The organism is Flavivirga sp. 57AJ16 (assembly GCF_028736925.1).
GTDB lineage: Bacteria > Bacteroidota > Bacteroidia > Flavobacteriales > Flavobacteriaceae > Flavivirga.
Window position 1 is genome coordinate 116424 of record NZ_JAQZAT010000003.1, and the last position, 16969, is coordinate 133392.

A 16969-nucleotide genomic window follows, 5' to 3' on the forward strand; every position below is an offset into this window, starting at 1 on the left:
TTAATAGAGCGTTATTAAGATTAAAAAAGGGTGTAAACGAATTGCCCATTTTACCAGCAACCAATCATTTGAAATTTACAAAAACCGTTTTGCTGGATACAAACAATCTTTGTTGGATAATGGATATAAATTTGATGAAAGTTTAACAATTAAAGTTAGAGGTAACGTTGAATCTGGTAAAATTGCCATAAGAAAGTTGTTGGCTTTAAAAAACCCACCTGATGCCCTACAAGTGATTGGAGTGCATTAGGTGCTGTTCAAGAATAAAACATCAAGGAATAAAAATTCCTGAAGAATTCTGTGGTGTTGGTTTTAGTAACGAGCCTTATACCCTGTTTATGGAACTTTCAATTTCTTCTATTGCCAATTTCCTTTGGAAATGGGCAAACAAACTGTAATACCAAAATAGAAAAAAAGATAGTGCTAAAGCCAAAATTGTATATTAGGCATGCCTCATTGAGAAGGGAATCTTTAAAAAAGAAATGAGGACTATTAAAGGGAAACTCCACGTTTCCAAGGTATAAAATCGTTTTGGTTGAGAAGATTGGCTTTGGTTTTTACCTTACCGCTTGCCACATCAATAATCAATTCCAAAAGCTCTTCAGCCATTTCCTCAATTGATTTTTCACCACGAATTATTGGTCCTGTTTCAAAATCAATAATATCGGGCATCTTTTTAGCCAATTCCGTATTTGAAGACACTTTAATTACTGGGGCCACTGGATTTCCTGTTGGTGTTCCCAAACCTGTTGTAAATAAAACAACATTAGCTCCAGCTCCGACCAACGCCGTAGTGCTTTCTACGTCATTTCCGGGAGTACACAACAAATTAAGTCCATTCTCTGATAGATATTCTCCATAGTCCAACACATCAACAACTGGTGAAGTGCCTCCTTTTTTAGCGGCTCCGGCCGATTTCATGGCGTCAGTAATTAAACCGTCTTTTATATTACCTGGTGATGGATTCATATCAAAACCAGAACCTGCATCGACCACAGATTTTTCGTAAGCTTTCATCAATTCCAAAAACTTATTGGCTTTGTTATCATCTACACATCTATTGACTAATTCTTGCTCAACACCACATAATTCTGGAAACTCTGCCAAAACCGCTGTTCCTTTAAGAGCAACAATTAAATCAGAAACATGCCCCAAAGTTGGGTTAGCAGATATACCAGAAAACCCATCGGAACCTCCACACTCTAAACCAATTTTTAGTTTAGATAAAGGTGCAGGTTTTCGTTCTATATTATTAGCTGTTTTAATACCTTCATAAGATTCTTTAATAATGATATTTAGCATCTCATCAACGGTTCCAATTTGCTGTTGCTCATAAATCAGAACTGGCTTCTTCAATTTGGGATTAATTGTTTTTAATGCCTCCTTAAAAATATCGATTTGAAGGTTTTGGCAACCCAAACTCAATACGGTTGCTCCAGCTACATTTGGGTTGTTTACATAACCGGCCAATAATTTAGCTAAACTTTCAGAATCCTGTCTAATACCTCCACAGCCTCCTGGATGTGTTATGAATTTTACATCAACATTGTTAAAAACATTCTCTGAAATTGCTGGCTTTACTTCTCCTTCTCCTTCTCCTTTAACTAAAGAACGCAACAATACGCGATATGGATTTTCTTTTTGTTTTAAAAGTTCTTTTTCAAAAATTTCCTTTAAAACTTCAATATTTCTGTTTTCACAAAACACTAATGGAAAAAACAGCCAGACGTTTTCTGTCCCTACTTGTCCATCTTCTCTATGGTACCCTAAAAAGGTGCTATCTTTCCATTTACCAACATTAGGTGGTGTCCAACTAAAAGAAGCTGTTTTACCAAACACTTTTTCACTTTGGTGCCTTACCTTTCCAGTGGTTAACACACTTCCTTTTTTAATGACGCCATTGGCAGTTCCTACCAAAACACCATACATGATAATTCTATCGCCAGATTCAAATCTTTGCAAAGCTATTTTATGTTTTGATTTAGTATCTGATAAGATGCTAATATCCTCCCCTTCAAAAGAGACTATATCTCCTGCGTTCAAATTAACTAAAGCAACAGCAATGTTATCTGATGAATTTACTTTTATAATTTTATTTTGCATCCTCGTAATCTGTTTTGTTATATCATCAAAACTTAATAAGTTTTGCTAAAATTTTCAAACCCTTCTTCAACGCCATATGCATCTATTTCTCTTAATGCTAGGACTACAGCGTTTGTTAAATTTTCGATTTTAGTTAAATCTTCTTCCCAATAGTCTTCATTACTTAAAACCTCGTTGGTTATTTGATGGTAATCATTTGACTTCCAGATCTCATTGAAGTTGACAACAATGTCTTCACTGTCATTTACAGGCAGCTTTTCGCCTTTCCAAGTACCTTTATAAAAACGAATCAAACATGCAAAAGCAAATGTTAAATGGGTTGGTACTTTTTTATGAATCTTTACATATTCCAATAAACTTGGTAATACCCTTACTTTAAATTTTGATATTGAATTTAATGCAATGCTTGATAAGTTATGGATGATAAAAGGATTTCTGAAACGGTCTAAAACCTCTTCAGCAAAACCAATAAGTTCATCTTTATCCATATCTAATGTGTCAATAATTTCATTAAAAATAGCTTTATTTATAAAATCCCCTGTAAAGTTGCCATCAACCGATTGTTTTACGGTTTTATTGCCATAAAGGATAGAAAACGGCACCATGGTTGTGTGTGAACCATTCAATATACGTACTTTCCTGGTTCTATAAGGTTGCATATCATCTACAATCTTAACATCCAAATTTGTTTTATCAAATGGTAATTTTGCTTTTAACTCGTCCCCACCTTCAATAACCCATAATAAAAATGCTTCTGCTGCAACTATTAAATTATCTGAATAATCTAGTTGTGCGCTATAAGCTTCAATGTTATCCTTTGGATATCCTGGTACAATTCTATCCACTAATGTGCTGTGGAACGAGTTGCTTTCTAATATCCAAGTTTTGAAATCGTCTCCTAAATTCCAATCTGAAACGTATTTTAAAATGATTTCTTTTAAAGTTTCTGAATTATGGTTAATAAGCTCACAAGGGATAATAGTTAACCCTTTTGAAGTATCACCTTTAAAATGCTTAAACCTTTCGTATAATAATACCGTTAACTTCCCAGGAAACGAACTAGGAGGTTGCATTTCAAATTTATCTGACTCTAGATAAGTAATACCGGCTTCAGTAGTGTTGGAAATTACAAACTCTAAAGAATCTTCTTTAGCTAAACTTAAATAATCGTTAAAATCCGTATACGGATTTATACCTTTTACAAGGTTTGAAATAAGCTCAATATCTTGAATTTCCTTTCCTTTTTTTATGCCTTTCATAAATAATGTGTACAAACCATCTTGTTCATTCAGTATGTTAACCAAACCTCTATCAATGGGTTGTATTACAACTATCCCTGCATTAAAATCTACAGCTTTATTCAGTTCTTGAAAAGCATAATCAACAAAGGCCCTTAAAAAATTGCCTTCTCCAAACTGTACAACCTTGATTGGCAGTTTTTCTTTTAACCTAATATTAGTTCTATTTAACTTTTTCATTCTGAGTTTATAAAAGTATTAAAAACAAAGGTTAATTTTTCACTGGTTTTAAATTTTCATCTAATGGAATCATTTTGAGCATTGACAAGTGTACCAATCCAAGAATGATTTGGCTCAAAAAAAGAAATTCCAAAACCTGGTTTTTCCTTCCGGAATAAGTTACGATAAGCTAAATGGCAAAGTTCAAACCAATAGGGTCCATTCTATTTTCTCTTCAACCCCTTTGATTTCAATAAATTTATGTAAAATAAAAAACGGAGAACCTATTGATATCAATAAATTCTCCGCTAGAGTGACCTTCCCAGTACGATTTTCGAATCATTTTTTGGAGGATTTGAAGCTGTTAAGTAGTTTTTAATGCTTAGTATAATCCCATTAACTAAGAGGATAAAACAATAGGTAAATTATATTTTAAGCATATCAATTAAATTATTTGACTCTTCAATGATCCATTGATTATTTTTAATTAACCCTTTTAATACATTTAGTTGAGTAAAAGTTAATAGAGAATCTATATTCCTATCTTTAATAGCCCATTTACTACTATGTTCAGTTTCTTCAATTCCTCTTGGCTCACCATTTGGGGTAAGAAGTTGAATCGTTGGTATTTTTTCTTTTACCAATGGGTAAATGATAAACAAACCATCGTAATCCCAATCACACGAATAATAAATAGGCAGGCCTCTTGTATCAGTAAAATCTAATTTATTTATGTTTTTGCCCCCAGCATACCAAAGTTCTATACCATGCTGACGAGGTTTGTTAGGTTTAGTAAGAAAATCAAGATTTTCACAAAGAATAATTGTCTTTGGCTTATAGCATTCTAGTTTATAAATATACTGCTGGTCTTTTTCATTTGCAAAATGTTCAACCTCTAAAATTTGCTTTAGAGCATTAACTAGAGAAGCTTTATTATCCAGATATTTTTCATTTTTAAAAAACATCAAAGAAACACCACGTAAAGACTCATCTGAAGCAATAATTTGGTTTCTTAATTCCTCCAACGTTCCTTCTTTTTTCCATGCTTGGATATTCATTAAAATCTTAATATCATTCTCTTCAAAGCGAAGTTGAGGTTTTAACAGTTGGTTTTCTGATAAGAAAATTTCATAACTTTTATATGTTTTCAAATAATCTTTTTCATATGTTTCTGTAAAGCCTTCTAAAGTAGATAGCTTATTATATGACTTTTCAAGTTTTCTTAGCGAGTTGATTAGATAATTAATTTCGCCACTTTTGTCTAAAGTATCATTCAACTTTGTCTCTCCATTAATATATAGACTATTTAATGCTTTTAATTCAATCCAATTCATTTTGAAATTCTGTTTATATAAATATTTAGATCTTCATTATTGTTCTTTGTTTTAAAATATGATGCAGAAGGGCAATAATTGATATTATCATCTTCTTTTCCTTTAATCAGGTGATGCGCATACCATTCATCAGACAATCCAATGTTGAACGTGTGTGGAGCCATAGTTACAATCTGGTATTGAAACTCCTCTGCAATGGCAGGAAATGTATTAAAGTTAGTATTATCAAGACTTCCCAATTCCTCCAAGATAATAAATCTTAGACCATTACGCTTTTCTTTTTGTACTGCTGAAAGTCTTGCTACACCAAGGAGTGCGATAGCCGAATAGGTTTCTCCAGTACTACCAGGAACTTCTGCTCCAAATTGATCCGTTAGCTTAGCTGATAACTCAAAATATGTTTTAGGGTTCAATAATTTATCAATTGGAACTTTGTTTTTAATCTTCGCTTGCTTTTTGAAAAAACCTTCAATAAAATCTACTATGGATTGTCCAAATTGTAATTCTCCTTTTGTAGCCGTATTACGAACCTCATAAGCGATTTGTTTGATATAATCAATCTTTATTTCCTTACTGCCATCGAATTCTAGTTTGAAATAAAACTTATTACTAATTTTTCGGTCAACAAAGAATGCATTTATTCTTTTTATCTGTTCATTATACTTTTCATAGCGTTCCGTAGTTTTACTGAATATCTTAATCATGTTATCCCTTATACCATCAGCTATAGTCGTTCGGGTTTGATTGGCTTCCTGTAAGGCTGTGGCAATATCATCTGTAGATTTGATTTTGTTCCCCAATAACGCCTCTTCCAAAACCCGGAATGAAAAACTCTGGTCTTTAATCGCTAATTGCACACCAAGGTTTTTTTCATTACTCGTTTCTTCAAATAAATTGGAAATACCAATAAATGCTGTTTTATATTCTTCCCACAACTCATTGTAGGCATGCTCCAATTCCTCAGTGTTTCCATGTGTTAATGGAAAGTCAGTTATGTTCTCTTGGAAATGCTGGTAATAAGCACTATTGAGCGTGGTGAACTCTGTTTGCTTCTTAGTCAGATTACCAATGATTATCAGCAAGTCTTGTTTATCATCTTTTATTTTACTTTCCAGAGATTTGAACTTACTTTGGTTAGCTCCTTTTTCTTCATAAAACTTATCTTTCTTATCGCTCCATTCTTTACGAATCTCCAACAATTCCTTTTTTACGACTTCCGGCTCATCATATTCAATCTTAAACCGGTTTTTGATTTCCAATAATTCTTCTTCTTCTCTTGCCTTTTGCGATTGCAGTAGAGAAATCTTTTCATCAATTTGTAAAATGCAAGCTACTGCATTTTTTAATTTTTCAATATTGTTAAAAACAGCAATAGAAATATCAAAGGAATAATCAAATAGACTAACATTGTAAGGCTTTGCATCTGTGATATTCTCTAATGCTTCTAGCTTGGTATTTATCGAACTGATTTCGATATTCAATTTTTGAATTAACTGTTGTACAGATTGTTCCAGATTTGCTTTGTCTCCCAATAGCTTTGCATCTGGATTAAATTGTATAAATTGGTGTAATGCGCCCAATTTTAGCCAGATACCATCTTTAGATGGATTAGCTTCAAAATTTTTGATTAGTTCATCAGGATTGATATATTGAGATGAATTGTTAGGATTAGAAATTTCAGAAATAGGTTTGGTTGCGTAATACAAAACCGTCTGTAATTGTTCATTATCTAACGAGGGTAGATTTTTAATATACCAGTGTAAAAGTCCACTTTCATCATTATCCTGCAATAATGCTAATAGTTTTTCTTTGATTGCTTTATCATTTTTTAATGATGATTTTAATTCATCCAAAATCTCTAATTGTTCTTTTCGGGTTTGGATAATTTTTTCAAGTGTTTTGTACTTTTCCAAATAAGGTTTTGCAAAAGTGATTTCTTTTTTAATACCTTCATTGTTTCTATTTAAAATATCAATTCTTTGTATCTCATTTGCCCAGCTATCATCTACTTTAGGACGAATAAACATTTTAAGTTCATCAACTTCTTTACCCAACTTTTCTATGCTATTAGATAAGTCTTGATAACGGTTGAACATATTAAAATTTTCATCTGCTTCCTCGTAACTCTTTTTAATTATTTCTTCTTCCGCTGGAAGATTTTCGATAGCTGTTTTTAGTTCAGTAAATTCAGTTTCTTGGATTGTTATCAGTCTCTTTCCTTCTGATTCTCTTTGTTCTAATTGCTTTAATTCTATGTAGGCATTTTGTAATTCAGCTTCTTTAAACGATTTAAATTTCACTTTGTGAGACTGTTCCAACTCTCGTAAATTGGTTAACCTTTTTTGCTTGTTGGACAGATTTTGAATGTCTTTATTTAGGCTTTCATATTCTCTCAATATCTTTTCTAGTTCGGATTGCTCTTTTTGAAAATTGGTAAGAATATCTTCATCGGATTCTTCAAAGAGAAATTCTTTTAAGTTTCTAGAAGCCTGGTTACCGCTTAAATTTAGCGTTTTAGCTTTTGAAAAGGATTGTATAACCTTAGCAAAAGCTTTTAGATTTTTGTCCTGGCTGAGGTTCAGAGGCATTATGTTTTTATCATAAAGGAACTTATAATAAGTGCTGACATTTTCATTATTACTGAAAAAGTTTAGTCGAAGTCTTTTTTTTTCGTAAAGGAGTATTGCTAAATCCTGTATATCCACTATTTCTTTCTTTCCAGCTTCTTTTTCCTTTAATAAATCTTTGGCGAAAATAAGCTCTTCTTTTTCAAGAGATAGTTCATTTATTTTCAGGTTTATATCTGCCTGTTTCGTAATAACAAAAGGGGTGATACGTTTTCCCTTTTGGCTATTTATCTGTATTCCGATACTAATAAACCTACCAGTATTTACCTCAATATTCAAGAAACAATAAGCACATTTAGTTTTATAAGGAAGGGTATTGATTTGTCTTTCCTCTTTTTTTACCCCATCAGTACCGAATTTGATAAGGTCTTTATCATACACAAAAATCATTTGGAGTAAATCCGCAATAATGGATTTTCCCACACCGTTAGATCCAACAAAATCGGTTCGTGTGGGATGGAAAAGGTAATCATGAATATAATGTTTCAAAATGCCCACTGTAGATAAGGAGTAAATTCTTGGATACCTCATACCGTTTCATCATTTTTAAGTTGCTTGCTAAATGACTCAAAATTCTGAAGCTCTTCATTATACAGCTTAGCTAAACGATGAATTGCTGGTCTTATTTCAAATAACAATTCTTCATTCCTTCCTGATTGTTTTTCTACCCAGCCTAAACGGTCAAAATTATCTATCGTTTTGCCAAATTTTGTATGTACTTCGCTCCATTCCTTTTCGTCATAAGAATCCCTTATATCATTGAACAAAATCCGTTTGTAGGCTTCTTGATGATCACTCTCTAATATTTGTGTTTTTATGTCGTTCCAGTAAATGACCTTCTCTTCATCAAAATATTTTTGATAATACATATCCAAAAGAGTCAATCCAATTAGCGTTTGTAATTCAGTAAGCTCTTTATTACGGCTTACATCGCTTAATTTTCCTTTTCCGTTCTCCGTAAAGCCGAGGTAATAATAACGGCTTCCATCAAATATATCGTCAACTAGATTAAGCTTATATAGATTCTGGTAAAAAAATTTCCACTGTGATTCATAGCTTTCCAACACTGTATATTCAGAGTAATATTTATGGTCAATATGTTTACCTGACAATAATAAAATATTGATGTTTGCGAAATGTTGTTCTACACTTTCCTCTAATAGAAAAGTATAATCGTTTACTTCATAATTTTCGTTTTCCATAGGGATAGATTTTGTTGTGATAAGGAAATGATTTTTTGTTCAACATCAATGAATACATTGTTATTCTCCGAAGTATAAGCCGTCATCCCAGATGCTACTTGATAAGCGATGGATAGGTCTTTTTCTTCATCTACAATACTATTCATGAGTTCTTCTAAAGATAATTGTCCTTTACTCTCTAAAATATCTTTGGCTTTGTCAACCCATTGATTTATTCTTTGCTGACGGTTGATTTCCTTTGCTATTTTCTGTTTTTCATTACGTTCATATGCTTCATCAACCTTGATGTTTACAATAATATTAGGTTTTGGAAGTTCAAACTCATAATATTTTGGATATAACATTCGAACAGGCTCATATACCAATTGTTTTAGGGGGAAATTATTACTAAACCTAATCCCTTCGGTGGTATATGCCGAACTTTCCAAAACTGTTCTATGTAATTTTTTTATTTGTATCCTAAAGAAAGCTCTAGAAGAAAATTGCTCTTGTAATTCCGTTAATTTCTCGCTAGCATGGTTGATTTGCCTGCGGATAATGCTTACTTTTTGGTCTACTGAATTGAAAAATTCTCTAATATCTGTATATATTTCTTGAGCTTTTTCCCAATGAATCTTACTTTCCTTTACATTTTCTATATTGAATTTTCCATCGTCTTCCATCTTTCTGTAAAAATGATCCACCACATTTACCAAGTCACCAAGAAATTTGTCTTTGGAAATTATGGCTTCTGTTATATCTTCAGCTCTTTCTCCAAACTTCCTAAAAACAACGGTAAACTCTCTGACCAAATAAGTTGCACTTTGTTCGTCTTCTTTGCGAAGAATCTCGTTTAGCTCTTTGTAAGCTTCCCGTAATTCATCTTCTAAGGACTCTAAGTGATCCAGAATAATCTTCTTTGATCCTTGAATAAATATTCTTCCAAATTTCCGTTCAAGATCCTCAATGGTATTAATTTCATTAGGACGTAAGGTAAATGAGTCCTGTACGCTTTTTTTGAGGGCATGATTCTTATATGGATTTTCTAATTTACTTATCATCAAATCCACCACATTTTTTGCATAATCAGTCAGATAATATTTCCACGGTTCATCAGGAAGACTTCTTAAAAAATAATGGAAGAGCTTGTCTTTGATATTATTCCATTGTCGGACTGAATCTTGATTAAAATTAACAGCAATTTCTTTCAGTATTTCATTGATTTCCTTTTGTGTAAAGTATTCTTCAATTTCACGGTCTTTGATTTTTTCATATAGAGCAATAACCAAATAACCGCCGTCAAATTTTGAAGGAAGTAGAAGATCGTATTTGGCGTATAGTAGTTGCTTTTTCATTATTTACGCAAGAATTTTATATTGGTGTTCCCTTATTAGTCTTCACAAATTTGGTTTTACAATTCCAAAAGTCTCAAACTCTATAAATGTTGACTTGAAAAGATCATCAGGAATCTTTTTCTTCAATAGTAGATGGAAATTCTCTTCATGAGTTGAAACTATCAATTGTTTGTCTAAGGAAAAAGTGATACCTCTAAATAAATCTATAAATGAGAGAATATTAATGCTATCCATTGATTGAATCGGGTCATCAATAAAAATACAATTTACAGAATTACCCTCATTGTCTGTTGTTTTTAAAGCTCTTGCTAAGAATATACTCAAACTAAGAATATTCACCTGCGCTGTACTGAAATATAATGAGGGAATGCTTTTTACTCCTATACTATCTTTCGCATAGATTTGCAATCTAGGTTTATTTTCTCCAAAATCACATTCAAATTCAATCTCTTTGTAGTCGGGATGAGGATCTATTTTTCTATAAATGGCGTTAATGAGAGGTGTATAAAAATAGGCTTCAATCGTACCTTTTAGATATGTTTTTAGCGTTTCTTTTTCATTATTTAGTTCTTTCTCAGCATTACCTAATTCCTTAAGACTATTATTGATTTTTTCAACTTCATCATGTACTCTTTTAGATTCAGTAGCTTTTATACAGGCATCATTTAAAATTTTTAGAATTTTATATTTTTCAATTCTATATTCAACTTGTCTTTCAACCTTCTTTTGCTTTTCAATCAAATCTATAAATGCTGTTTCAATTTGAAATTTATCTTTATCGCTTATTTTTATACCAAATTCTGATAGAATATAATTTTCATAACTTTCGTAAACTCTCAAAATTAGGCTTTTTGCATCATTTATTTCTTGAGTTTTTTTGATGTATTCATCCTTACCTAATGTATGATTAGATAGTTTTAGCTTTAACTCTTCTAAAGATTTGTTTAGATTTCTTTTTTCGTCTGTTAAGTTATTTATAGTTACTTTAATATTAGATATGCCTTCTGATAGTATAGATTTTTCAATATTATTAGAGTTCAATTCTTCAATAAAATACTTTCGGACTTCCTTATGCTCATTTGAAGATTGATGTTTTAACAGATTGTGTTCTGAAATTTCTAGTTTTTCTTTAGTTGATTTAATTAATGTTTCTTTCTCTAATAATGTTTTATCATTATTATTCATTTGACCAGATAACTCCAATATTTGGTTATCTGTTTTTGATATATCATTTTGTATTTTGGTTGATAATTCTTCAAAGGTCTTTGAATCTCCTAATGATAAATTAATGTCGCTTAAGATCGATTGATTACTATTCAATTTCTCCGAATTAATCTTTCTCTCAGAACCTAATTTATCAATTGCATTTTGTACATTTCTATAATCCAATAAATAAGGCTGTTTGATTGAAGAAAAAAACTTCTCAATTTTTTCTTTATCAACAGAAAGCTGTAATACTAGCTTATTTATTTTTGACTCTGTTTCAACCTTTTCTTCAAGGTATATTTTCAATTGATTATCTAATAACTTATTAGATAAGATATTCTCAGATAGTTTTTCAAATGTGTCATAATTGTGGTTACATAAAGGACAGTCTGAACTTTGTGACTTGTTTACCAATTCCAATCCTGAATTAATAAAGTCATTAAGTTCTTTATTTAACTGGTTTTGGTTGTCAATTTTGAATTGAATTTCCTGAATATCTTTTTTTAATTTCTCTAGATTTTGTTGTTCGCTTATGTAATGAGTAACTAACTCTTTATGTTCGCCAAATAATTTAAATTCCAATAGAAGTTCAACATCATCGTTGATTTTATTTTCATAATATCCAAACTCATCCAAAATTATTTTTAGATCATTCAGTTTCTTTTCTTCTGTTGTAATTGATTTTGATAAATCATCAATAACCTTTTGTAAATCAACAATAGCCTTAGAAGTTAATTCGAACTGTTTTTGCTGAGTTGGTATATTATTTAATTTAGATCGATTATTTTCAAGAGACTTCTTTAAATCGTTAAGCTTTATAATTGTATCGTTTTTCTCCTTTTCAACATCAGACTTCTCTCGTTCGGAATTAAGTAATGTGTCTTTAAACCCTACAATATCTTTATTTAAATCATCTATTTCTTTTTGTATACTAAGAAATGTTTCAAATTGTTTTTCAATATTAAAAGCTCGCTCCAATCTATTTTGCTGGATTTTTAAATTCTCTTCGATAACCCTAGATTCACTATTAAGCTTTTCTTGTTCTTCAAACCACTTTATTATCTTATCAAGTTCTTTAACTTGCTCATCTAATTTTACGATTTTACTCTTATTGTCAAGATAAGATAAAACTCCGCCATTTAATTTTCTGTCTTCAGATTCTGCCCCATCTCTGGCTAAAATTATTGAATCGATACGTAACTTAACCTTGATTAATTCTTCTTCCAGTGATAACAATCGAACATCAATATTCCTGGATAGATTATCATAAGAGGTCTGATTGAATGTAATTTGATCAATTAAATTTAAGTTCTCATTTTCTTTGTTAAGCGAATTGACTACTTCATTAATTTCATCAAACTTTTTAAATTCTTGTTCAAAATCAATTTCAACTTGATATTTGGCTTCTTCTTTATTCTTCCTATCAACTAAATCTTTTCTTTCATCTTTTATATACTCTAATAGACGAATGATCTTCTTATATGCTGAATCGTATTTTTTTAAATTATCATCAATTTCCAAGAAGTTTTCATAGCGTTTATCGGCTTTCTCTTCTTTTAGAAAAGCATCTATTAAATCTTGTGTTAATATTTGATTTTGAAAATACTCGTTTACAGGTTTTTCATTATATTTATAAACTTTCTTTTTATTGATAAGATTCTCAAAATTTTTTGAACTAGTTTCAACTATTACTTTTCCAGACAACGAAGCCTTATTTAATAACAAGGGAGCATCATTATCTTTTCTTACTTTTTCAAAATCAACCATCCTATCGAATCGTTGGATTTTATGAGTAACCCCCCATTCAACAGCATCATAAAATGAAGTTTTACCAAACCCATTTGGAGCATATATTGAAGCAAAATTCATTATTTCACCACCTTTCGTAAAATCAAAAGTGGAATCTTCTTCTTTTTCAAATGCTCTGAAACCAGTAATTTTCACGCTTTTAATTTTCATAGTGTATTTATTTTTTTAATGATCGCTTCTTGAGCTTTCCTGTCACCAATTAGTTTTTCTTCATCTAATAAAAGCTTCCAAAGTTTTTCATTTTTAGGGATGTAGGTTGAAATAGTGACTTCTTGAGTTGCCTCTACAATTTCTTTTAAATCTGAATTGGTAATATGTTTTACAATTAAACGATTCGCCTCTTCGTTATTAAATTCATTGGCATATGCATCTTCAACAATCTTTCTACTTGAAAATTTATCATTCTCAATTTTGTTTTTGAGTTCTTTTGAAACATTATCTTTTGAAATATAAATGATATAAAAATTCCATTTGTCAAACTCTCTATTTGACATATATTCTGATGTTTGATAATTAGCTGCGACCATGTTTGAAAATCGTTTCCAATTTTCATTTATTATGCCACTGTTAGCTTCAAGAAAGAATATATTTATTCTGAAGTTATTCTCGTTTCTATAGTGATAGACTTTACAATTTTCAATTACAAAGTCTGGTTTATTTATTTCAATTGTTGAAAAATTCATATACAAGTCGTTTAATTTCGGTTAAAATATCTTCAAATTGTTGTATTGTGAATTGATTTAAAGCATTTTCATTTGTATTAATACAATCAAACTCAATCGCTTTTAAGTGTATAATCTCCTTTATTTTTGAGCTTGTTTGAACCCTGTCAATAGTTTCGTTATCTATTACACTACCCACATTTAGATTAACTTCACTAGCTGGCATTCTTCTCCTATTTGGAGAATTTGGAGTTTGATTAGTTGCTAATAAAATTTGACAGTTATCACTAATGTTTTCAGAAGCAAACAATAGTACTTCACTATATAAATCATATATATCTTTAGAAGAGTCAGAGAATATAAATTTCTTAGTTAAATTCATTTTGGCTAATACATCTTCATCAAAACCATCTACTTCAAGAAGACTAATTATTAAAGCGTATTCGAGGAATGAAGTCCAAAAACGCCTACTTTTTATACCTGTTATTGAAGTAGTTGATTTTTTTATATAGTCATTTGAATAAATACTATTTAGTTCGCATTTTACTTGTTCGAACTGCTTTCTAATGGCAACTTGCAATTTGGGTTTTAAAGCAGGTAGAGTTTCATTATAACTGATTATTGAATTTATTAATAGTTCTATATTTGACAAATAGCTAGGTAATAGTTTTGATAAATTATTCCCGTCAACTATTTCTTCAAATTTTTTGATTGGTACAACTTGTATTTCTCCATTACAAGGACCATTTGGTGTTTTACTTTGAATTCCGGTTAATAATAAACTGTCGCCATTAGCTTTAATAATTCCTCCCCCTGAAAATCCAGTTATTTGTTCGTGATCTAAATGACTAACATTTAACCTTAAAGAAATTAGTGTATCATTATAACTATTTAGAGTATTTATTATTTGTTTGTCATATTTGTCATCTGCATTACGTTTAATATTGGGGTAGCCAGTTAGATTAAATCCCTCAAAACCAGTTGTTCTTTCATCTGTAAAAATTTGATTAAAGCCTAAGTTTTCATTTAATATTAAGATAGCTCCATCTACGTTTTCGTCTGAATGTTCAAAATAATTTTCTCCTTTATTAATTATAACTTCAATGGATGTATCTTGTTTATCTGAAATTGAGTAATTAATTGTAGTTAACAATTCATAGGTATCTGGTCCATTATCATTTGTGATTTTTTCATAAAATACATGCTTTGCTGAAAGTATATAAGTTTTAGTTTCGTCCAAAGGTTGAAACATTACTCCACTACCAGATCCAAGTATTATAGTATATCTTTTTAAGTCATTTTCGTCCATCAAAATTCATTTTGCGTTTTTGATCTAAAATCTTTGAAATCATTCCAGTCATTTTCTGAAAATACTATATCTTTTAAATCATAATTAAAATAAATAAATGCATTCGGATTATTCTTGATAATTCTAGCTATTGTTCTTTTATTTGGTAATCCATGTTTAGTAGCATTTGAACTTATTAGATAATTGTTTGTTTTTACAACTTCCAAAAGTTCTTTGTTGGTATTGTACATACTTCCATGATGAGCAACTTTCATTAATACTGCTTGCAACGGATTATCCTTATTGTATCCAAATTTGTTTAGTCCCTCAATTACAACTGAAGGATGAGCATCCGCTAAGAATAAAAAACTTTTGTCTTGGTATTCCATTATAAAAGCGATAGAACTGCCATTAGCCACACTATTATCTTCTTTGAATCTAAAATCAGTTTGACTTTCTTCATCTATAAAATCTTTCAATAAAGTTTGAAAATCATATTCATCACCACTTGTAAAATAATCCTTTTGTTTTTCATACAGTTTTAGTAACTTATCAAGTTTCTCATTATTTGGCGATAAAATTTTAAATTTTAGACCAAATAAATCATACTCTGAACCTTGTTCAATAATTTCCCCTTGCCACAAATGATTATCTCTAAGATATTTTTCAAATTTAATTCCCTGCTTAAGACTTGTATGAAAATCGTCTGCTCCATCAACTATTTCAATATCTAAATCTTTGTTTTCATCACTTTCAAACTTTTTAGCTATTTCCTTTCCAGAATTAAACCAAACCTTTTTAATTAGCTTAGAAGCCCCTTTGTCTTTATTCAGCCATCTCAAAATTCCTCCGATATGGTCATCATCAAAGTGAGTCAAAACAAGAAGATCAATAAATTGTTCCTCTTCTTGAATTTTTTCAATTACTTTATGTAAATCTCCTTTTACATTTGCAGTCGTCTTATAAGTATCACCAATTCCTCCATCAATAAGAATATTTCTTGGGATATCGTTTTCGAGAAATGAAATCCAAATGGAATCTCCATTAAATGCTTTTAAAAATTTTATTTTCATATTGTAATCATTTTATCTATCTATACTCACTGCGGCTACGATACCATATTTTTCTTCAGTTAGCTAACCTTAAGGTAATAATCAATTTTATCTTCTCGACAAACAATAATGTCATCTATATAGAAACCTTCATCATAATTTTTCAATCTAATTTGGATTATATCTGAATTGAAAAATAAGCACTCAATAATTTTAAGTGCTGCAATGTTATTTTGGTAATAAAACCCAGCTTGCTATTATGAGCATAATTCCAGTCTATTTTAAATAAGCTCATAATGTGTATTTATAATTTTATTCAATTTTGTTAATCATTTTTCGAAGTCTTTTAATACCTTATTTAATGCTTTCTTCCCAATTTCTTTATCTTCAATAATTGACTTTATTTTATCTGAAAGCCATAAAACCAATAGTTCATCTTTTGGTACATTTAAAAACTCAGCAAGTTTTCCTAAGTGTTTTCTAGGTAACAGTCTTCCTTCATTTTCAACTTTACTGATAAAAGCGTTATCTAATTCTAAAGCCGCTCCAACTTCTCGCAAGTATATACCTTTGCTTTCCCTCAATTTTTTTATTCGCTTTCCAAATGTCATATTTGAATTTTTAAGACTTGTCTTATTTAGACAAATATCAAATATAAAAATAATATTGTAATATTTTTTATACATTCATAAATGATTTACTCGTTTTCTTATATTTAAAAGATAATTCTAAACTTGTAATTATTTTATAGCGATTCTCTACATTCATGTCTGCACAGGTAATCAAGTTCAAAAAGAATGTTTTCAAAGAATTTTGAAAAATAACAACGTCACTAACAAGTAATCCTACAAACGGAATTTTTAACAGAATCAAGAATCTTGATCATAATTCAAAC

11 protein-coding genes are annotated in these 16969 nt (G+C 30.4%); all 11 read right to left on the bottom strand.

Annotated elements, in window-relative coordinates:
* Positions 1–492: 492 nt before the first annotated feature.
* The 11 genes from PQO00_RS04480 to PQO00_RS04530 all read right to left on the bottom strand — a co-directional run bounded on the left by PQO00_RS04480 (position 493) and on the right by PQO00_RS04530 (position 16685).
* The gene (locus PQO00_RS04480; protein ID WP_274183634.1) at positions 493–2103 is read right to left on the bottom strand and encodes a UxaA family hydrolase; all 1611 of its coding nucleotides are present in this window, start codon (positions 2101–2103) and stop codon (positions 493–495) included.
* 32 nt (positions 2104–2135) lie between these two features.
* On the bottom strand, positions 2136–3581 hold the full coding sequence (locus PQO00_RS04485) for a tagaturonate reductase (protein WP_274183635.1): 1446 nt from the start codon (positions 3579–3581) through the stop codon (positions 2136–2138).
* A gap of 404 nt (positions 3582–3985) precedes the next feature.
* Positions 3986–4894, bottom strand: a complete 909-nt coding sequence (locus tag PQO00_RS04490; protein WP_274183636.1) for a hypothetical protein — start codon at positions 4892–4894, stop codon at positions 3986–3988.
* Entirely contained in the window at positions 4891–8052 is a 3162-nt protein-coding gene (locus PQO00_RS04495) for a hypothetical protein (RefSeq protein ID WP_274183637.1), read from the bottom strand. The genes PQO00_RS04490 and PQO00_RS04495 overlap by 4 nt, the downstream gene beginning before the upstream one ends.
* Positions 8049–8723, bottom strand: coding sequence for a hypothetical protein (locus PQO00_RS04500; RefSeq protein ID WP_274183638.1), 675 nt, complete (start codon positions 8721–8723; stop codon positions 8049–8051). Before PQO00_RS04500 ends, PQO00_RS04495 begins: the two co-directional genes overlap by 4 nt.
* A complete protein-coding gene (locus PQO00_RS04505; protein ID WP_274183639.1) occupies positions 8699–10057 on the bottom strand; it encodes a hypothetical protein in 1359 nt (452 codons plus the stop codon). The genes PQO00_RS04500 and PQO00_RS04505 overlap by 25 nt, the downstream gene beginning before the upstream one ends.
* A gap of 42 nt (positions 10058–10099) precedes the next feature.
* Complete coding sequence (locus tag PQO00_RS04510; RefSeq protein WP_274183640.1) at positions 10100–13222, bottom strand: AAA family ATPase; 3123 nt, start codon at positions 13220–13222, stop codon at positions 10100–10102.
* On the bottom strand, positions 13219–13755 hold the full coding sequence (locus PQO00_RS04515) for an ABC-three component system middle component 1 (protein WP_274183641.1): 537 nt from the start codon (positions 13753–13755) through the stop codon (positions 13219–13221). The genes PQO00_RS04510 and PQO00_RS04515 overlap by 4 nt, the downstream gene beginning before the upstream one ends.
* The gene (locus PQO00_RS04520) at positions 13736–15043 is read right to left on the bottom strand and encodes an ABC-three component system protein (RefSeq protein WP_274183642.1); all 1308 of its coding nucleotides are present in this window, start codon (positions 15041–15043) and stop codon (positions 13736–13738) included. The genes PQO00_RS04515 and PQO00_RS04520 overlap by 20 nt, the downstream gene beginning before the upstream one ends.
* Complete coding sequence (locus PQO00_RS04525; protein ID WP_274183643.1) at positions 15043–16095, bottom strand: ComEC/Rec2 family competence protein; 1053 nt, start codon at positions 16093–16095, stop codon at positions 15043–15045. The genes PQO00_RS04520 and PQO00_RS04525 overlap by 1 nt, the downstream gene beginning before the upstream one ends.
* A 308-nt stretch (positions 16096–16403) precedes the next feature.
* Positions 16404–16685, bottom strand: a complete 282-nt coding sequence (locus PQO00_RS04530; RefSeq protein WP_274183644.1) for a helix-turn-helix domain-containing protein — start codon at positions 16683–16685, stop codon at positions 16404–16406.
* Between the last annotated feature and the right edge of the window lie 284 nt (positions 16686–16969).